The 16,501-nt window shown below is 67.2% G+C and carries 16 protein-coding genes and 1 riboswitch; of the genes, 4 read left to right on the top strand and 12 right to left on the bottom strand.

The features are described 5' to 3' along the window. Positions 1 to 6: 6 nt before the first annotated feature. From C513_RS0107270 to C513_RS0107230, 9 genes are all read right to left on the bottom strand, one after another. Positions 7 to 441 (bottom strand): cobalamin biosynthesis protein, encoded by a 435-nt coding sequence (locus tag C513_RS0107270; RefSeq protein WP_018715384.1) that lies wholly within the window; start codon positions 439 to 441, stop codon positions 7 to 9. Then, a complete protein-coding gene (locus C513_RS0107265) occupies positions 434 to 1,243 on the bottom strand; it encodes a cobalamin biosynthesis central domain-containing protein (protein ID WP_018715383.1) in 810 nt (269 codons plus the stop codon). The genes C513_RS0107270 and C513_RS0107265 overlap by 8 nt, the downstream gene beginning before the upstream one ends. After that, entirely contained in the window at positions 1,236 to 2,033 is a 798-nt protein-coding gene (gene cobI, locus C513_RS0107260) for a precorrin-2 C(20)-methyltransferase (protein ID WP_018715382.1), read from the bottom strand. Before cobI ends, C513_RS0107265 begins: the two co-directional genes overlap by 8 nt. Further along, complete coding sequence (gene cbiE, locus C513_RS0107255; protein WP_018715381.1) at positions 2,030 to 3,334, bottom strand: precorrin-6y C5,15-methyltransferase (decarboxylating) subunit CbiE; 1,305 nt, start codon at positions 3,332 to 3,334, stop codon at positions 2,030 to 2,032. Before cbiE ends, cobI begins: the two co-directional genes overlap by 4 nt. A gap of 2 nt (positions 3,335 to 3,336) precedes the next feature. Beyond that, positions 3,337 to 4,548, bottom strand: coding sequence for a cobalt-precorrin-5B (C(1))-methyltransferase (locus tag C513_RS0107250; protein WP_018715380.1), 1,212 nt, complete (start codon positions 4,546 to 4,548; stop codon positions 3,337 to 3,339). Between the two features lie 3 nt (positions 4,549 to 4,551). Continuing rightward, on the bottom strand, positions 4,552 to 5,226 hold the full coding sequence (locus tag C513_RS0107245; protein WP_018715379.1) for a precorrin-8X methylmutase: 675 nt from the start codon (positions 5,224 to 5,226) through the stop codon (positions 4,552 to 4,554). A 3-nt stretch (positions 5,227 to 5,229) separates the two neighbouring features. Beyond that, positions 5,230 to 6,138 (bottom strand): sirohydrochlorin chelatase, encoded by a 909-nt coding sequence (locus C513_RS0107240; RefSeq protein ID WP_018715378.1) that lies wholly within the window; start codon positions 6,136 to 6,138, stop codon positions 5,230 to 5,232. Next, positions 6,135 to 6,959 carry a precorrin-4 C(11)-methyltransferase gene (gene cobM / locus C513_RS0107235; RefSeq protein ID WP_018715377.1) on the bottom strand — a complete coding sequence of 275 codons (825 nt, stop codon included), beginning with the start codon at positions 6,957 to 6,959 and terminating at the stop codon, positions 6,135 to 6,137. Before cobM ends, C513_RS0107240 begins: the two co-directional genes overlap by 4 nt. A 75-nt stretch (positions 6,960 to 7,034) precedes the next feature. Beyond that, on the bottom strand, positions 7,035 to 7,682 hold the full coding sequence (locus C513_RS0107230; RefSeq protein WP_026320652.1) for an energy-coupling factor ABC transporter permease: 648 nt from the start codon (positions 7,680 to 7,682) through the stop codon (positions 7,035 to 7,037). A 149-nt stretch (positions 7,683 to 7,831) separates the two neighbouring features. After that, a riboswitch (cobalamin riboswitch) is annotated at positions 7,832 to 8,043 on the bottom strand. A 101-nt stretch (positions 8,044 to 8,144) separates the two neighbouring features. On the opposite strand from C513_RS0107230, the gene alaS reads away from it, so the two are divergent. Next, positions 8,145 to 10,796 carry an alanine--tRNA ligase gene (gene alaS / locus C513_RS0107225; protein ID WP_026320651.1) on the top strand — a complete coding sequence of 884 codons (2,652 nt, stop codon included), beginning with the start codon at positions 8,145 to 8,147 and terminating at the stop codon, positions 10,794 to 10,796. 128 nt (positions 10,797 to 10,924) lie between these two features. Beyond that, complete coding sequence (locus C513_RS0107220; protein WP_018715374.1) at positions 10,925 to 11,647, top strand: hypothetical protein; 723 nt, start codon at positions 10,925 to 10,927, stop codon at positions 11,645 to 11,647. Between the two features lie 19 nt (positions 11,648 to 11,666). On the opposite strand, the gene kdsB is transcribed toward C513_RS0107220, so the two are convergent. Genes kdsB through lpxK form a run of 3 tightly spaced genes read right to left on the bottom strand, consistent with a single transcriptional unit; the run spans position 11,667 to position 13,805 of the window. Then, positions 11,667 to 12,449: a 3-deoxy-manno-octulosonate cytidylyltransferase gene (gene kdsB, locus C513_RS0107215; protein ID WP_018715373.1), complete on the bottom strand. Its 783-nt coding sequence runs from the start codon at positions 12,447 to 12,449 to the stop codon at positions 11,667 to 11,669. Continuing rightward, positions 12,446 to 12,658 (bottom strand): Trm112 family protein, encoded by a 213-nt coding sequence (locus C513_RS0107210; protein WP_018715372.1) that lies wholly within the window; start codon positions 12,656 to 12,658, stop codon positions 12,446 to 12,448. The genes kdsB and C513_RS0107210 overlap by 4 nt, the downstream gene beginning before the upstream one ends. A gap of 46 nt (positions 12,659 to 12,704) precedes the next feature. Next, a complete protein-coding gene (lpxK, locus tag C513_RS12955; protein ID WP_018715371.1) occupies positions 12,705 to 13,805 on the bottom strand; it encodes a tetraacyldisaccharide 4'-kinase in 1,101 nt (366 codons plus the stop codon). Positions 13,806 to 14,209: 404 nt separating this feature from the next. On the opposite strand from lpxK, the gene xseA reads away from it, so the two are divergent. Beyond that, positions 14,210 to 15,655: an exodeoxyribonuclease VII large subunit gene (gene xseA / locus C513_RS0107200; RefSeq protein WP_018715370.1), complete on the top strand. Its 1,446-nt coding sequence runs from the start codon at positions 14,210 to 14,212 to the stop codon at positions 15,653 to 15,655. A 187-nt stretch (positions 15,656 to 15,842) separates the two neighbouring features. Continuing rightward, positions 15,843 to 16,424, top strand: a complete 582-nt coding sequence (locus C513_RS0107195) for a superoxide dismutase (protein ID WP_018715369.1) — start codon at positions 15,843 to 15,845, stop codon at positions 16,422 to 16,424. Positions 16,425 to 16,501 lie beyond the last annotated feature (77 nt).

The following is a 16,501-nucleotide window of genomic DNA, read 5'->3' as shown; positions in this document are numbered from 1 at the left end:
AAAGGCTTAATCGCTGCCAGGCAGCAGCGCGATCGACACCGTGGCGTTCTTGCCATCGGCGCCGCGATACCTGTGTTTTTCCACGCACAGGGCGTGCATGGGCAGGGGCTGGTCCAGACCCAGTAGCTGGCCGCCAGCCAGCAGCGCCGCGGCCTCGCTGACGGAGGGCGTGCCCGTGTACTTGCGCACGGTGTTGCTCGGATTCGGCACCTCGATCACGGCCAGCTGCTGCGGCGTGAAAAAGCGGATCGGCCAGGCCTGCAGCGCGGCCAGCTGCAGCATGGCGGGTTCATCGGCCTTGAGCGTGATGCTGGCCACGGTGGCGACCTGTGCCAGCGTGTGGCCGGATTGCGCCAGCGCCTGGGCGATGGCTTGTTGCAGCGTGTCCAGCGGCGTGTGGCGGTCGCAGCCCAGACCGAGGGCGATGCGGCACTCAGGCATGCTGGCCCCGTTCGTCCGGCAGCTGGCCTGCCGGCGGGCGGTAGACCACCAGCCGCTCGGCCCACTGTTGCCAGAAGTCGGCGTCCAGCTCGGCGTGCGTGATCCAGAGCACCGAGCGGTGGCGTTGCGGCTGCACCTGATCGAAACGTTCCAGCAGCTCCACATTCGCCGGCAGCGGCGTGCTGCGCGTCCACCAGTGGCGGCTACCGGCTTCCTGCACCAGCGCGACCGGTTCGCCATTCACCACATCGGCCGAGACGCGGGTGATGTTGATCTTGGGCGCTTCCACGCGCCAGCCGAGATGGCGGCCCAGGATATCGACCGGAATCGTGCGGCCCACATCGGAGGCGGTGGTGAGCACCGGCGTGGCCCCGAGCAGATCCGCCACGCGCTCGCTCCAGGCATTGGCACCGCCGACATGGCCGGACAGCACCGGAATCACGTACTGGCCGGCATCGTCCACCACGATGATGCCCGGGTCTTCGTCCTTGCCCTTGAGGTGTGGCGCGATCAGGCGCACCACGGCGCCGAGCGAGATCAGGCAGACCAGCTGGTCGAAAGCGGCGAACAGCGGGCCGATCTCGTCCTTGAGCGCGCCGTGGTAGACGCGCACGGTCGTCGGCAGGCCGTCGAACACGGCGGCGAACTTGTGGCTGGTGCAGATCTGCGGCGGCGGCAAGTGGCCGGGCCAGCATGCGGCCAGCGCACGTGCCTGGGCGGCACCGTGTTTGGTGATGGCCACCAGGCAGACGCGTACCGCTTCGTCGGGCACGGCGGCGGCAGAGAGCTGGACCTCAGACATGATGCGCCTCCGTGACCTGGGGGGATTTTTTCAGGCAACCGCGGATGCGTTCACCACGGATGCGGAGCGGGTTTTTCACCACCAGCAGCGACAGGTAGCTCACCGTGCTGCCGCGCAACTGCAGCAGCGCGCTGCCGCTGAGCGTGCGCTCATCCACGGCACCGCTGCGCTCGATGAAATGGCTGTCGGACAGCAGATCGCGCTGCTGCAGCCAGTCCAGCAGATCGTCGAGGATCGGCTTGATCTTCATCAGCACCAGCGTGTCGAAATCGGGCAGCAGGCGTTCCAGGGCATGGACGCCATAGGCCGCGGGCACGATGGCGATGGTGTCGTCCTGTTCGGACAGCGGCACGCCGACATCGGCACAGGCGGCGCTGAAGGAGTTGACGCCGGCAATCACCGGTGTGGCGATGCGCGCATCCAGGTGACGCACGGTGCGCGCCAGGTGGCCGAAGGTGGCGTAGGTGCTGGCATCGCCTTCCACCAGGAACAGTACGTCCTGGCCGGCCTGCAGCCAGGGCAGCACGGTGTCTGCGGCCTTCAGCCAGGCGCGCGCCAGCTTGTCGCCGTCATGCGTCATCGGGAACAGCAGCAGCGCGTGCTGCTCCGGCAGCGTCAGGCCGGCGCGGCTGACGATATCGAGCGCGTAGCTGGGCGTCTTGCCGCTGCGTGCCGGATAGGTCCAGACCGCATCGCGGCGCTGCAGCGCGTCCCAGGCGGCGCGCGTGATCAGGTCCGGATCGCCGGGGCCGAGGGAAACGCCGATCAGGCGTCCGGTACGGGTCGTCATGTCATCTCCTTGTCGTGCTGGCGGGCGCAGACCAGCCAGACCGGGTTTTCCGCTGCCATGCGGTGCATGTGCAGAATCGGCTTGCTGCGCGCCGCCTGCAGTTGCAGCACATCCCAGTCGGCCTGCAGCTCGTCCAGGGTGGCGGTGGCGCTGGCCAGGTTTTCCAGCGTGACGAAATTCATCACCAGCCGGCCAGCCGGGCGCAGCCGTTGCAGCACGAGGCGGATCAGCTCCTGCAACTCGCCGCCGCTGCCGCCGATGAACACGGCATCGGGATCGGGCCAGTGCGCCAGCTGCTCCGGGGCCTTGCCATGGAACAGGCTGTAGTTGCTGATGCCGGCAGCGGCATGGTTGGCCTGCGCGATGGCGACATCGGCCTCGTTTTTCTCGATGGCGCAGACATGGCCCTGCGGACAGAGCCGGGCCGCTTCCAGACCGACCGAGCCACTGCCGGCACCGATATCCCAGACCACGCTGTCGGCACGCAGTTGCAGCCGCGCCAGCGACACGGCGCGCACTTCCTGTTTGGTGATCAGGCCTTTTTCCGGCTGGCGCTGCCGGTAGGCGCTATCGGACAGGCCGAACAGCACCGGCTGCGGGCGCAGCCGGCTGCGCCACAACAGCACCACGTTGAGCGGCGCAAAGACCATTGTTGCGGCCTCGACCGGCGTCAGCTGGGCATGCACGCGCTCGCCGGGTTGCAGCAGGTTTTCTGCCACGGCGAGCTGGAAATCCCCGCCCAGGCCTTCGGCCAGCAGCAGCCGGGCGATGCGTGCCGGCGTGTTGGCCGGGCTGGTCAGCAGCAGCAGGCGGTCATGCGTGCGCACGGCTTGCGCCAGTGCGTACAGGCCGTGGCCCGGCAGACTGCCGGCTTGCCATTCGCCGGCATCCTTGCCATGCACCGAGACGATTTTCGCCTCCTGCCAGGCCAGGCCGATGCGGGCGCAGGCCAGTTGCAGCGTGCTCAGGTTGGGCAGGATCTCCAGCGACTCGATGCACAGCTGCTGCGCCAGCCAGGGCGCAATGCCGTGGCAGAGCGGGTCGCCGGTGGCCAGTACCACGCAGCTCTGGTCGGCCTCGCGTGCCTGCGCGATCCAGCCAGGCACTTGTGCCAGTGCGCCAGTCAGGTCATGCTGCACGGCCGTGTCCCTGGCGTGATGCGCCAGCAGGGCCAGCGTGCGTGTGCCGCCGATCAGTACATCGGCGTTGCGGATATAGGCCAGCGCGGTCGCGCTCAGGCTGGCTGCGCCATCATCCAGCACGCCGATGATGCGGCAGGGGTTGGGGTCTTGGCTGTTCATGCTCACTCCGTATCGAAATCTGCCGAATGGGTATGGCCGATGCCGGTGCGGCCGCGTGCCGTCGGGCGCGGCTGGCCGGGCGGCGACAGCACGTCGGCGACCTGCTGGCCGGCAAAGTCGCAGACCAGTACACGCAGCTGGAAGGCATTGCCGTAGCGTTCCGGCGCGGTCAGCGTGTCAATCGCGGCCTGGGCCAGTGCGGTGTGGAAGGCATCGCCCAGGCCACGTTCCACCATCAGTTCGGCCCCAAAGCGCGCTGTGGGCGATGCCGCCATCGCGGCACAATCGGCGGCGCTGGCACCGATGCGGCGGCCAATCTCGGCCACCAGATCGGTATCGACCACATTGCGATTGGCGTGGGTGATGGTTTCGCCCTGCGCGATCTTGGTCAGCTTGCCGACCATCACGCCCAGTACCACCAGCGGAATGCCTTGCGCCACCACTTCATCGAGTGCATAGCGCAGGAAGTCGCCCATCTGCACAAAACAGGCCGCCGGCAGATCCGGCTGATCCTGACGCAAGGTCTGCATGGCAAAGCTCTCGGTGCGGCCGCCGGTGGTCAGTGCCACCACGCCGTGGTCCAGCGTGGCTGCCACCTGGATGCCCTGCACCACGCTGGCACGCCAGGCGCTGGTGGAGTAGGGCTTCACGATGCCGGTCGTGCCCAGAATGCTGATGCCGCCGAGGATGCCGAGTCGCGCATTGGTGGTCTTTTTCGCCATCTGCTCGCCATCCGGCACGCTGATCGTCACGTCCAGCCCGTGCTCCGCCAGCAGCGGCGCGGCCACTTCGCGCAGGTTGTCGGCGATGTTCTGGCGCGGCACCGGATTGATCGCCGGGCCGCCCACGTCCAGGCCCAGGCCGGGCATGGTGACGGTGCCGACCCCCTCGCCGGCATGAAAACGCACTTCGCCGGCACAGCCGGGCAGGATGCGCAGGTCTACCGTCAGGTGCGCCTGGTCGGTGCAGTCCGGATCGTCACCGGCAAACTTCTCGACCCAGGCGTGTGCCGATCGCTCCAGTCCCTGTCCCGTCACCCGGCCGTCACCCACGGCAAAGCGCACGCGATCGCCATTCGGCAGCAGGCTGGTGACCTGGCCCGGCACCTGGCCGTCGAGCAGGCCCATGGCGCAGGCGCGTGCCGCGGCAGCCGAGCAGGCCCCGGTGGTAAAGCCGGTGCGGGTGCCCCTGGCGGGTTTGTCGGCCATGGCCATGGTTCAGCCCTGCTTCTGTTGCGCTTCGGCCAATGCCAGCAGGGCATGCAACGCGGCCACCACCAGCGTCGATCCGCCCTTGCGGCCATCGATCACGATCCAGGGTACACAGTCCACTTCGGCCATCAGCGCCTTGCTTTCGGCGGCGCTGACAAAGCCGACCGGCATGCCGATCACCAGCGCCGGACGCACGCCGTCCTCGCGGATCAGCCGCACCAGCTCGATCAGCGCCGTCGGCGCATTGCCGATGGCGACAATCGCGCCGTCCAGCAGGCCGCGCTGCTGCGCCTTGCGCATCGCCTGCACCGCGCGCGTCGTGTCCTCGGCGCGCGCCTGGGCGATCACGTCGGCATCGCTGATGAAATGGTGCGTCGTCATGCCGAAATGCGCCAGCCGCGGTTTGGACAGGCCGACGCAGATCATTTCCACATCGGCCACGATCGGCGTGCCGCCGCGCAGCATGGCCTGCAGGCCGGCGTGTACCGCATCGGCATGAAACCGTGTCAGGCCGTTGAAATCGAAGTCGGCGTTGGCGTGGATCATGCGCCGCACGACCGGCCACTGTTCCGGCGCATAGGCATGCGGGCCGACTTCCTGGTCGATGATGGCAAAGCTGTCGTGCTCGATCGCCTGGCCGGCGCGCGTCAGCTGTTCGGTGATGGTGTTGACGGTACTCATGGTTCAGTGCGCGGCTTCGGCATGGGCGGGCGCATGCGTGTGGTGGTGATGGTCGTGGTCGTGGTGCTCGTGCGCATGGTCATGGTCGTGCGCGTGATGGTGGTGCGGCACATGGCCGCTGACGTCATGGCGCACCGTGGCATGGGGCGCACCGCGCTGCCAGCGTTCCACGCGCTGTTCCAGCAGCGCAAACACCTCCGGTTCAAAGCCCAGGTAGTGCCCGAGCGCAAAGCGGATCTGCGGGTACTGCTGGCGCAGGTGCTGCAGCTGGCGCTGGATGCGCTTGACCAGCGTGCCGGTGTACAGGTAGTAGGGCAGGATCACGATTTGTGTCATGCCCAGCAGCACCTGGCGCTGCACCACGCGCTCCAGGCGCGGGTGGGTGATGCCGGTAAAGGCGATATCCACCAGTTCGTGCTGGGCCTCCTCCCACAGCCAGCGCGCCAGCTTGGCCACTTCGCCGTTCGCCTGGCGGTCGCTGGAGCCGCGGCCGAGCAGGATCACGCCGGTGCTGCGCGGATCCGGCACATCCAGCCGTTGCAGGCACTGGCGCAGCTGGCGTTGCAGCATCGCCAGCGCCGGCTCGCCGGCACCCAGGTGGGGCGCGATATCGAACTGCACCTGCGGATGACGCAAGCGTGCCTGTTCAACCGCCCAGGGAATATCGCCCTTGACATGGCCGGCGGCGTTGAGAATCAGCGGCAGTACCAGCAGCTTGCCGTTGCCGGCCTGGGCTAGCCGGGCCGCACAGTCCAGCCCGCTGTCCAGCAGCACCTCGGCAAATTCGATAAAGCACAGCTCGATCTGCCAGCCGGGCTGGCGTGCCTGCCACAGTTGCACGAATTGTTCGATCTCGGCATTGCCATCGGCATCGCGCGAGCCGTGGCCGACCAGCAGCAGGGTGGTTGTCATGTCGGGGTCTCCGGAGAAGCAGGAGCCGGCGCACTGGCGCGGCGAAAACGGTGGGTAAAGCCGGCGTCGTACAGCCTGGATCTGGCCAGTTCCGGCCAGTGGCGCGCGCCCAGTGTCGGGCTGGCGATGATCATGCTCTGGCTGACGACACCGGCCTCGCGGCAGATCTCCTTGATGGTGGCCAGCGTGCCGCGCAGGATTTTTTCCTCGCCCGGCCAGCTGGCCTTGTGCACCACCAGCATCGGCGCGTCTTCCGGCCAGCCGGCGGCGCGCAACTCGGACTGCAGCTGGTGCAGCAGCGTGATCGACAGGTAGATGCACAGCGTGCAGCGGTGGGCTGCCAGCTCGCGCAGGCTTTCGCCCTCGGGCATCGGCGTGCGGCCGGCAATGCGGGTCAGGATCACGGTTTGCGTGACTTCGGGCAGGGTGAAGCTTTCCACCGCCGCCGCCGCGCTGGCCATGGCCGAGGTCACGCCCGGTACCACCGCCACCGGGATGCCGGCGGCATCCAGCGGCTGCACCATCTCGATCAGCGTGCCGTAGAGTGACGGGTCGCCGGTCTGCAGCCGCACCACGGTGGCGTGCTGCTGCGCCTGGGCGATCAGCCAGGCGCAGATCTGTTCCAGCGTCATGTGCTTGCTGTCGGCAATGGTGCAACCGGGCGGGGCCCAGCGCATGGCGGCTTCGCTGACCAGCGAGCCGGCGTAGAGGATGGCTCCGGCGCGGGCGATCAGGTCGCGGCCCTTGAGCGTGAGCAGTTCCGGGTCGCCGGGGCCGGCACCGACAAACCAGACCTGGCCCGGGGAAGAGGGGGTATGCATGGGAAATATCCGTGAACAGGGCATGCCGCGGCCCGGCCTGGGTCAGCAGGCCGGCAGGATGGGGTCATCAGGGAGTCAGGCGGCGGCCGGGGCGGCGGTCACGCGTTCGTCCAGGCACAGCCGTGCCCAGCGGCGGTCACCCAACAGGCTGGCCAGACGCAGCACGGCCAGTGTGACCAGCGGCTCCAGCAGCACCAGCGCCATGTAGGAGGCGGCAAACTGCACCCACTGCGCCAGCGGCGTGGCTTCCTGGCCCAGTGCCAGCCAGAAGCCCACCATCAGCGTCACGCCGGAATAGAACAGCGCATCCAGCTTGACGATATTGGCCACGCTGAACTGGCGGCCGATGCGCTTGCCGATGCCGTAATGCACCACGGCCAGCGGCACCATCAGCGACAGCGCGTTCACGGCCAGATGCACCAGATCCTGCGGATCGAACAGCAGGCCCTGCAGCAGCAGGCCCAGGGCAAAGCCGAACAGCGTCGGTACAAAGCCCAGCAGCAGGTAGATTGGCATGGCCCCGACAAAGTGCAGCTCGGATGCTCCCACCGGCATGTGGAACAACTGCATGAACAGCGAGAAGAAGGTGGCTGCCAGCAGGGTGCGCAGCAGCAGCGCGGGCTGCTTCAGCAGGCGCGGGGCGTAGGCCAGCAGCATGCCGCTGGCGGCAATGGTGGCAAAAGAGAGCTTGGTGGCGGCAAGAATGCCGGGTTCGATGTGCATGGTTTCCTCCTGATGCATCGCCTTGACGAGAGTTGCCAGCGGGCTGGCAGACTGTCTGTCGCAGTCGGGAGGGGAGGAGGGGGAGTAGGCACGATGGACGCGGGGACGCGCGTGTGCACTGCCGCCCGCATCGCCCACCGCAACGCTGACAAACCTGGATTGCGCAGGCCGGTCTCCGGGCTTGTCAGTGTCGTGTGACGGCCTGCAGCACCTTCCCGGTTCAAGGACCAGTGGCGTGTTGCGGCAGGTTTGGCTGACATACCGTTGCGGGGGCAGCACTGGATTTGGCCTTGGCCGTACCAGTTTCCCGTTTCATCCTGGGGCATTGCAGCCGCAGGACACCTGTGCGTGGCTGCATTATAGGCCTGCCCGCGCGGGATGCAACAGAATGCATCGACACCTATAATCTGGACAGCGATTTTTTCACCTTTACCAGCTGCCCCTGCCGGGCGGCACGCAAGCATGACTTCCCCCCAGAAAATGACGGTTGCGGAGATCCGCAAGAGCTTTCTCGATTTTTTTGCCAGCAAGGGCCACACCGTGGTGCCGTCCAGCCCGCTGGTGCCGGCCAATGACCCGACGCTGATGTTCACCAACTCCGGCATGGTGCAGTTCAAGGACGTGTTCCTGGGGACCGACAAGCGCTCCTACGTGCGCGCGACCAGCGTGCAGGCCTGCCTGCGCGCCGGCGGCAAGCACAATGACCTGGAAAACGTCGGCTATACCGCGCGCCACCACACCTTCTTCGAGATGCTGGGCAACTGGTCGTTTGGCGACTATTTCAAGAAGGAAAGCATCCAGTGGGGCTGGGAACTGCTGACCCAAGTCTACGGCCTGCCGGCCGAGCGCCTGCTGGCCACCGTCTACCACGAGGACGACGAGGCCTACGATATCTGGAAGAACATCATCGGTCTGCCGGCCGAGCGCATCATCCGTATCGGCGACAACAAGGGTGGCAAGTACAAGTCCGACAACTTCTGGATGATGGCCGACACCGGCCCCTGCGGTCCCTGCTCCGAAATCTTCTACGACCACGGCGACCACATCCCCGGCGGCCCTCCGGGCAGTCCCGATGAAGATGGCGACCGTTTCATCGAAATCTGGAACCACGTGTTCATGCAGTTCGAGATGCACGAAGACGGCAGCCTGACGCCGCTGCCGGCGCCCTGTGTGGATACCGGCATGGGTCTGGAGCGCATTGCCGCCATCATGCAGCATGTGCACAGCAACTACGAGATCGATCTGTTCGAGGCCCTGATCCGCGCCGCAGCCCGCGAAACCGGCTGCGCCGATCTGGCCAATCCCTCGCTCAAGGTGATTGCCGACCACATCCGCGCCACGGCCTTTCTGGTCAGCGATGGCGTGCTGCCCGGCAATGAAGGCCGCAGCTACGTGCAGCGCCGCATCATCCGCCGCGCCATCCGCCACGGCTACAAGCTGGGCCAGAAGGCCCCGTTCTTCCACAAGCTGGTGCCGGTACTGGTGGAGCTGATGGGCGATGCCTACCCGCGCCTGCGCGAACAGCAGCAACTCATCACCGATGCCCTGCGCACCGAGGAAGAGCGCTTCTTCGAGACGCTGGACAAGGGCATGGAGATTCTGGACGACGCCCTGATTGCCGGCCGCCGCGAACTGCCCGGCCATGTCGCCTTCAAGCTGCACGATACCTACGGCTTCCCGCTGGACCTGACGCAGGACGTCTGCCGTGAGCGCGGCGTGACGGTGGACGAGGCCGGCTTCAACGAGGCGATGGAAGCGCAGAAGAACACGGCCCGTGCCGCCGGCAAGTTCAAGATGGACAAGCTGCTGGACTACCAGGGCCCGGCCAACACCTTTACCGGCTATGACACGTTGAAGGGCCAGGCCCGGATTCTGGCGCTGTACGCCGATGGCGAACCGGTGCAGCAACTGACCGAAGGCCAGGCCGGCGTGGTGGTGCTGGATGTGACCCCGTTCTATGCCGAAAGCGGTGGCCAGGTGGGCGACCAGGGCGGCATTGTCACCATGGGTGCCGATGGCCAGCCGGATTTCCGTGGCGGCTTCCGCGTCGAGGATACGCTCAGGATCAAGGCCGATGTGCACGGCCACCACGGCGTGGTGGGTGAGGGTGTGCTGCAGGTGGGCGACCAGGTGCTGGCCGCGGTCAACCCGGCACTGCGCGAGGCCACCATGCGCAACCACAGCGTGACCCACATCATGCACAAGGCGCTGCGTGAAGTACTGGGCAGCCATGTGCAGCAAAAGGGCTCGCTGGTCAATGCCGAGCGCACCCGTTTCGACTTTGCCCACAACGCGCCGCTGACCGAGCAGCAGATCGCCGCCATCGAGGCCATGGTCAACAGCGAGATCCTGACCAATACCGATACCCAGGCCCGCCTGATGGACATGGACGCTGCCCGCGAAACCGGGGCCATGATGCTGTTTGGCGAGAAGTACGGCGATGTGGTGCGCGTGCTCGATATCGGCAGCTCCACCGAGCTGTGCGGCGGCACGCATGTGCACCGCACCGGTGATATCGGCCTGTTCAAGATCGTCGCCGAGGGCGGCGTTGCTTCCGGCGTGCGCCGGGTCGAGGCGGTGACCGGCCAGAACGCGCTGGCCTATCTGCAGGATCTGGAAAAGACCGTCGATCAGGCCGCTGGCGCGCTCAAGACGCCGCCAGCCGAGCTGCTCGGCCGCATCAGCCAGGTGCAGGAGCAGGTCAAGACGCTCGAAAAGGAAATCGCGGCGCTCAAGGGCAAGCTGGCATCCAGCCAGGGCGACGAGCTGGTCAACGCTGCAGTCGAGGTCAACGGCATGCGTGTGCTGGCTGCACGCCTGGACGGTGCCGATGCCAAGACCCTGCGCGAGACCATGGACAAGCTGAAGGACAAGCTGAAGACGGCCGCCATCGTGCTGGCCACGGTCGATGGCGACAAGGTGCAGCTGGCAGCCGGCGTGACCAAGGACAGCATCGGCAAGGTCAAGGCCGGCGAGCTGGTCAACTTTGTCGCCAGCCAGGTGGGCGGCAAGGGCGGCGGCAAGCCCGACATGGCCATGGCCGGTGGCACCAACCCGGCCGGCCTGCAGGCCGCGCTGGAGAGCGTGGCGGGCTGGGTCGGCGAACGCACCTGAGCGGCCGTGTCAGGCGCAGGCTGCGGCCTGGTCTGACAGCCTGACAGTCGCGTGCATGGCATGATGCCTGCACACGGGGGCGACCGGTTTCCGGTCGCCTTTTTCTGTTCTGGTTACGGGAATCCGGCATGCGCAGCATCCTCGACTTCAGCTCCTGGCAGGGCTTTCTGGGCACCATCATCGGCTTGCTGGTGATGACGTTGCTGATGGTGGGCATCCGCCTGGTGTTCATGCAGACCATCCAGCGCAAGCGCGAGCGCGAGAACCGCCAGATCAACGAACGGCTGCGCACCCTGATTACCGCCTACAAGACGCTGGGAGGCTCCTTCACCGGCGATCTGACCGTCGATCCACGTCACAAGCGCGATCTGGCCCGGCGACAGGCGGAGGATGTCGGCGCCCTGGTGCCGGACGAGGAGCCGGACGCCTACGCCTGGGGGCCGCTACCGGACGCGATTGCCGAACGCCGTCGCCGCACGCGCGATGCGGTCGAAGCGGCGCTGTCCGACATCATCCTGCTGGGCACGGAAGAACAGGTGCGGCTGGCCGCCAGCGCGGCACAGGACATGGTGGCCGGCCGACCGGTGCTGCTGGCTCCGCTGGTGCATTCGCTGCGCACCTTCATCCGTTCGGCGCTCTATCTGGAAGATATTCCGGCAGATGTGCAGGTGCCGGATCAAGGGCCGGTGCGTCCGGGCAGCGGCCCGGGCGGTGCTGGTCGTGCCGGCGCGGCAGCCCGTGGCGGAGCTGCTGGTCCGGGCGGAGGCGGCGGTGGTGGAGGTGGCGCAGGGGCTGCCGGCGGGGGCGGCATGGGAATGGGCATGGCCATGGGCGCGCGCGACGAGCGCTGAGCTGCCGCGGGCCGCGCTGTCAGCCTGCCAGCAGGGCGCGCACGCGCTCCAGGTCTTCCGGTGTGTCCACGCCGGTACCGGGCGCATCGGGCGTGATGTGCACGGCAATGCGGTGGCCATGCCACAGGGCGCGCAGCTGTTCCAGCGATTCGCAGGTCTCGATCGGGGCCTGCGGCAGCGCCGGGAACTGGCGCAGAAAACCGGCGCGATAGGCGTAGATGCCGATATGGCGCAGCGGCTGCGGCTCGGCGGACAGGGCTGCCGGCGTGTCGGGATCGGCATCGGCATAGCCGTCGCGCCACCAGGGAATCGGTGCGCGGCTGAAATACAGCGCCAGCTGCCGGGCATCGCATACCACCTTCACCACATTCGGATTGCGCATGTCGGCCCAGTCCGTGATCGGGTGCGCGGCGGTGGACATGCTGGCCTGCGGCGAGGCCGCCAGCAGTGCGGCAATCGCGGCGGGCAGGGCCGGATCGATCAGCGGTTCATCGCCCTGCACGTTGACGACGATGGCGTCGTCGGGCAGCGCCAGCAGCGTCACGGCCTCGGCCAGACGGTCGCTGCCGGACGGGTGGTCATCGCGCGTCAGCAAGGCCTGCACGCCATGCGCCTCGCAGGCCTGCAGCACACGCGGGTCGTCGGCAGCCACCACCACTTGCACCTGATCGCTGATGCCCTGCACGCGCCGGGCCACGCGCACCACCATCGGCAGGCCGGCAATATCGGCCAGCGGCTTGCCCGGCAGGCGCGTGCTCTGCATGCGCGCCGGAATCAGGATGGTGAAGGGCAGCACGCTCATGCCGCCGTGCCGGGCTGCGGCTTGCGGCCGGCGTCGATCTCGTCGTCGGTCAGGGGGCGCGCCTCGTTTTCGAGCAGCACCGGAATGCCGTCACGCACCGGGTAGGCCAGGCGCGCGCTGAGCGATACCAGCTCTTGCGTGTCGGCCTGGTAGGTGAGGGGGCCTTTGGTCACGGGACAGACCAGCAGTTCCAGCATTTTGGGATCCATGGGTTTCTCTTCTGGGTGGGAATGCAGCCATTGTACGGCTGCCGTCTCAGGCAGCTGGCGGCGCGTTGCCATCGGCGGATTGCGCCGGGTGCATGGCGGCCGGATGGCCGTTGAAGCGTGCCTGATGCAGCCACCAGGCCGACAGCGCGGCAAAGTAGGCGCGTTCGGGCGTCAGCACCAGCGGTACCGCCCAGGCCTGCGGCAGCATGTCCCACAGCTTGACGGCGTCTTTTTCGGTGCACAGCACCGGCAGGCGGCGCGACAGCAGCTCGCGTGCCAGACCGGCCAGTGTGTCGTGGTTGGCGTGGTCGGGCAGGGCATGGCGTTCGGCCAGGGTCAGGCCCAGCTTTTCCAGCATGTTGAAAAAACGTTCCGGCTGGGCGATACCGGCCAGCGCAATCACCGGCTGCTGCAGGCGCACCCACTCGGCCAGCGCATGCTGGCGGCCGTCGGCACGCATGGCATGGTCATGCAGCGTGCGGCTGGCATGGTAGGCCGCCTGCCCCGGCGGCATGACCAGCGGCGGTTCCGGCTGGCCGGTCAGCAGCACGATATCGACCGGGCGCGGCCAGGGCTCGCGCAGCGGGCCGGCCGGCAGCAGCAGGCCGTTGCCGATACCGCGCTCGTCCAGCACGCAAATCTCGCCGTCACGCAGCAGCGCATGGTGCTGCAGGCCGTCATCGCACAGGATCAGCCGGGTCTGCGGGTAGAGCTTGAGCAGCTGTTGCGCCGCGTGCGTGCGATCGGCGCTGACGACGACTGGTACGCCGGTGCGCAGATGGATCAGCACCGGTTCGTCACCGCCAATGGCGGCATCGATATCGGGCGTGATGCAGACGCAGTCCGGCGCCGAGGCACTGCGGCCATAGCCGCGTGAAATCACCCCCAGCGGAATGCCGAGCGACTGGAAATGCTGCACCGTGGCGATGGTGGTGGGGGTCTTGCCGGCCCCGCCGGCCACCACGTTGCCAATCACCAGCACCGGTACCGGCAGCCGCGTGCGGTTGCGGCGCACGGCGCGCCCGCGCTGCCAGCGCCAGACCAGGCCGTACAGCGCCGACAGCGGGCGCAGCAGCGTGGAGGCCAGACCGCGTTGCTGCCAGATGCGGGGCAGGGTGCGGTGCAGAAAGGCGGAATCAGGCCACATGGTCAGGGAGAGGGCAGGCGTACAACAGCAGAAATCAGGTCAACGCCTATTATCACCTGCCAGGCTGCCGGCAAGCGCATCGGTATGATCCGTGGTTGTAGCGATCTGTGCATGGCGGACGGGTGTAGCACTGAAGCATTGCCGGCTAAACGCTTCATTTGCAGCCAGGCTGCGGGGGTTGTGGAATTGTCCACGCAAGCTGTGGATAACTTTGTGGATAGTGCATCAACAAATGCTCCAAACCCGCGATCCATCGTGTTTGTGACAGGTTGACTACATTTTCAGCAGGTTTAATTTTCATGAAAATCAACAAGTTATGACGAACTCATTGGCACTTGCGGGCGGATGTTCAGGCGCTGTGACAGCAGGCAACACTGTGGACTACCTCTGGCAGCGGGGGCGTCATGGAGCGCGCTGAAGCCTCGCGCCAGCGTGTCTGGCAGGTCGGTGCGCTGTGCCGTGCCGTGGCCGATACGCTGGAGGCGCGCTTTGGCTACGTGACGGTGCGCGGCGAACTCAGCGGCTTCAGCCGTGCCGCCAGCGGCCACTGCTATTTCAGCCTCAAGGACAGCACCGGCCAGCTGCGCTGTGCGCTGTTCCGGCGCGCTGCCAGCCAGCTGGGCTGGATGCCGCGTGACGGCGAGCTGGTCGAGGTGCAGGCGCGCCTCTCGGTCTACGAGGGCCGTGGTGATCTGCAACTGATCGTCGAACGCATGCAGCGTGCCGGCCAGGGCGCGCTCTACGAGGACTTCCTGCGGCGCAAGGCCGCGCTGGAGGCGCAGGGCCTGTTCGACCCGGCGCGCAAGCGCACGCCCACGGCGTTTCCGCGCGGTATCGGTCTGGTGACGTCGTCGGGTGCCGCCGCGCTGCGGGACGTGGCCACGGCGCTGCAACGGCGTGCGCCGCAGGTGCCGGTGGTACTGGTGCCGGCGCTGGTGCAGGGCGCTGCCGCCCCGGCCACACTGGTCGACGCGCTGGAATCGCTCTACGCCATCGTGCGCCGTCAGCAGGCCGGCGAGGCCACGCAGGCACCGCCGATCGACACCATTCTGCTGGTGCGCGGTGGCGGCTCGCTGGAAGACCTCTGGGCCTTCAATGACGAGCGGCTGGCGCACACCATCGTGCAGAGCCCGGTGCCGCTGATCAGCGGCATCGGCCATGAAACCGATGTCACGATTGCCGATTTCTGCGCCGACCTGCGCGCGCCCACGCCGACGGCTGCCGCCGAACTGGCGGCGCTGCCGGCCGAGGATGCCTGGCAGCTCGCGCTGGCACGCCAGCAGCGCCTGCAGCAACTGCTCCAGCGCCAGCTCGATGGCGCAGCGCAGCGGCTGGATCGCCTCGGCTGGGGGCTGGCGCGCAGCGGCCAGCGCGTGCATGCGCAGCAACTGCACCTGCAGGCCCTCGGCCTGCGCCTGCAGCAGCAGCGCCAGCGCGGTCAGGAACAGCGCCAGAGCCGGCTGCAGCAATTGCAGCAGCGCCTGCACCTGGCGGTTCACCGCCAGGGCACCGTGGGTGAGCAGTCGGCCCGGCTGCAAGCCCTGCAACAGCGCCTGCAGCTGCAGGTGGAGCAGGATCTGCGCGATGCGGCCCGGCAGCTGCAGGGCTTGCAGCAAGGGCTGCAGCAGGAGGCGCAGCAGGCCCTGCAGCAATCTGCCATGCGGCTGGCCCGTGCCGATCAGGCCTTGCGCCTGCTGGACCCGGCGCTGGTGCTGCAGCGCGGCTACGCCCTGTTGCAGGATGAGGCGGGCCAGGTGCTGTCCAGCGTGCAGCAGCTGCAGCAGGCCGATCGCATCCGTGCCACCGTGCACGACGGCCAGGTCGCACTGCGCCCGGCCGCTGCCGACTAGGCCATTTCCGCATATCCCTTGTGCCGGGAATGGAATCCGGCCTTTGTGCGACAATGATCCGGACCACTAGGAAGCCGCGCTGCGGCTGACAGCGGTACCCGGCCGCCAGTCCGGCTGGCCGGCTCCTGCCCCGTCTGCGCGGCAGGAGACAGCGAATACCCACACCACATTTGACAAGGACACTAGCATGGAACACCAACTGCCCGCCCTGCCGTTTGCCATTGACGCCCTGGAGCCCGACTACTCCAAGGAAACGCTGGAATACCACCACGGCAAGCACCACAAGGCCTATGTGGACAACCTGAACAACCTGCAGAAGGGCACCGAGTTCGAGAACATGGATCTGGAAGAGATCGTGAAGAAATCTTCCGGCGGCATTTACAACAACGCGGCCCAGATCTGGAACCACACCTTCTTCTGGAACTGCCTGACGCCCAACGGCGGCGGCCAGCCGTCCGGTGCCCTGGCCGATGCCATCAACGCCAAGTGGGGCAGCTTCGATGCCTTCAAGGAAGCCTTCACCAAGTCCGCCGTGGGCAACTTCGGTTCCGGCTGGACCTGGCTGGTGAAGAAGGCCGACGGCAGCGTGGACATCGTCAACACCGGCCCCGCCGGCACGCCGCTGACGACCGAAGACAAGGCCCTGCTGACGGTTGACGTCTGGGAGCACGCCTACTACATCGACTACCGCAATGCCCGCCCCAAGTTCGTGGAAGCCTTCCTGAACAAGCTGGCCAACTGGAAGTTCGCCGAAGCCAACTTCGCCTGATGCGCGCTACAGCCTGCCGCAAGGCGGGCTGGGCACGGCACAACGGCCTGACCGGATACTCCGGCAGGCCGTTTTTT

The organism is Allobrachymonas chironomi DSM 19884 (genome assembly GCF_000374625.1).
Lineage (GTDB): Bacteria > Pseudomonadota > Gammaproteobacteria > Burkholderiales > Burkholderiaceae_C > Brachymonas > Brachymonas chironomi.
Note: the sequence above shows the minus strand (reverse complement) of the source record. Positions and strands in the feature narration are given on the sequence as shown.

Bases quoted from the DNA above. Each gene is read 5' to 3' on its own strand.
- C513_RS0107270 (WP_018715384.1), bottom strand. From the start codon at position 441: ATGCCTGAGTGCCGCATCGCCCTCGGTCTGGGCTGCGACCGCCACACG.
- C513_RS0107265 (WP_018715383.1), bottom strand. From the start codon at position 1,243: ATGTCTGAGGTCCAGCTCTCTGCCGCCGCCGTGCCCGACGAAGCGGTA.
- cobI (WP_018715382.1), bottom strand. From the start codon at position 2,033: ATGACGACCCGTACCGGACGCCTGATCGGCGTTTCCCTCGGCCCCGGC.
- cbiE (WP_018715381.1), bottom strand. From the start codon at position 3,334: ATGAACAGCCAAGACCCCAACCCCTGCCGCATCATCGGCGTGCTGGAT.
- C513_RS0107250 (WP_018715380.1), bottom strand. From the start codon at position 4,548: ATGGCCATGGCCGACAAACCCGCCAGGGGCACCCGCACCGGCTTTACC.
- C513_RS0107245 (WP_018715379.1), bottom strand. From the start codon at position 5,226: ATGAGTACCGTCAACACCATCACCGAACAGCTGACGCGCGCCGGCCAG.
- C513_RS0107240 (WP_018715378.1), bottom strand. From the start codon at position 6,138: ATGACAACCACCCTGCTGCTGGTCGGCCACGGCTCGCGCGATGCCGAT.
- cobM (WP_018715377.1), bottom strand. From the start codon at position 6,959: ATGCATACCCCCTCTTCCCCGGGCCAGGTCTGGTTTGTCGGTGCCGGC.
- C513_RS0107230 (WP_026320652.1), bottom strand. From the start codon at position 7,682: ATGCACATCGAACCCGGCATTCTTGCCGCCACCAAGCTCTCTTTTGCC.
- alaS (WP_026320651.1), top strand. From the start codon at position 8,145: ATGACTTCCCCCCAGAAAATGACGGTTGCGGAGATCCGCAAGAGCTTT.
- C513_RS0107220 (WP_018715374.1), top strand. From the start codon at position 10,925: ATGCGCAGCATCCTCGACTTCAGCTCCTGGCAGGGCTTTCTGGGCACC.
- kdsB (WP_018715373.1), bottom strand. From the start codon at position 12,449: ATGAGCGTGCTGCCCTTCACCATCCTGATTCCGGCGCGCATGCAGAGC.
- C513_RS0107210 (WP_018715372.1), bottom strand. From the start codon at position 12,658: ATGGATCCCAAAATGCTGGAACTGCTGGTCTGTCCCGTGACCAAAGGC.
- lpxK (WP_018715371.1), bottom strand. From the start codon at position 13,805: ATGTGGCCTGATTCCGCCTTTCTGCACCGCACCCTGCCCCGCATCTGG.
- xseA (WP_018715370.1), top strand. From the start codon at position 14,210: ATGGAGCGCGCTGAAGCCTCGCGCCAGCGTGTCTGGCAGGTCGGTGCG.
- C513_RS0107195 (WP_018715369.1), top strand. From the start codon at position 15,843: ATGGAACACCAACTGCCCGCCCTGCCGTTTGCCATTGACGCCCTGGAG.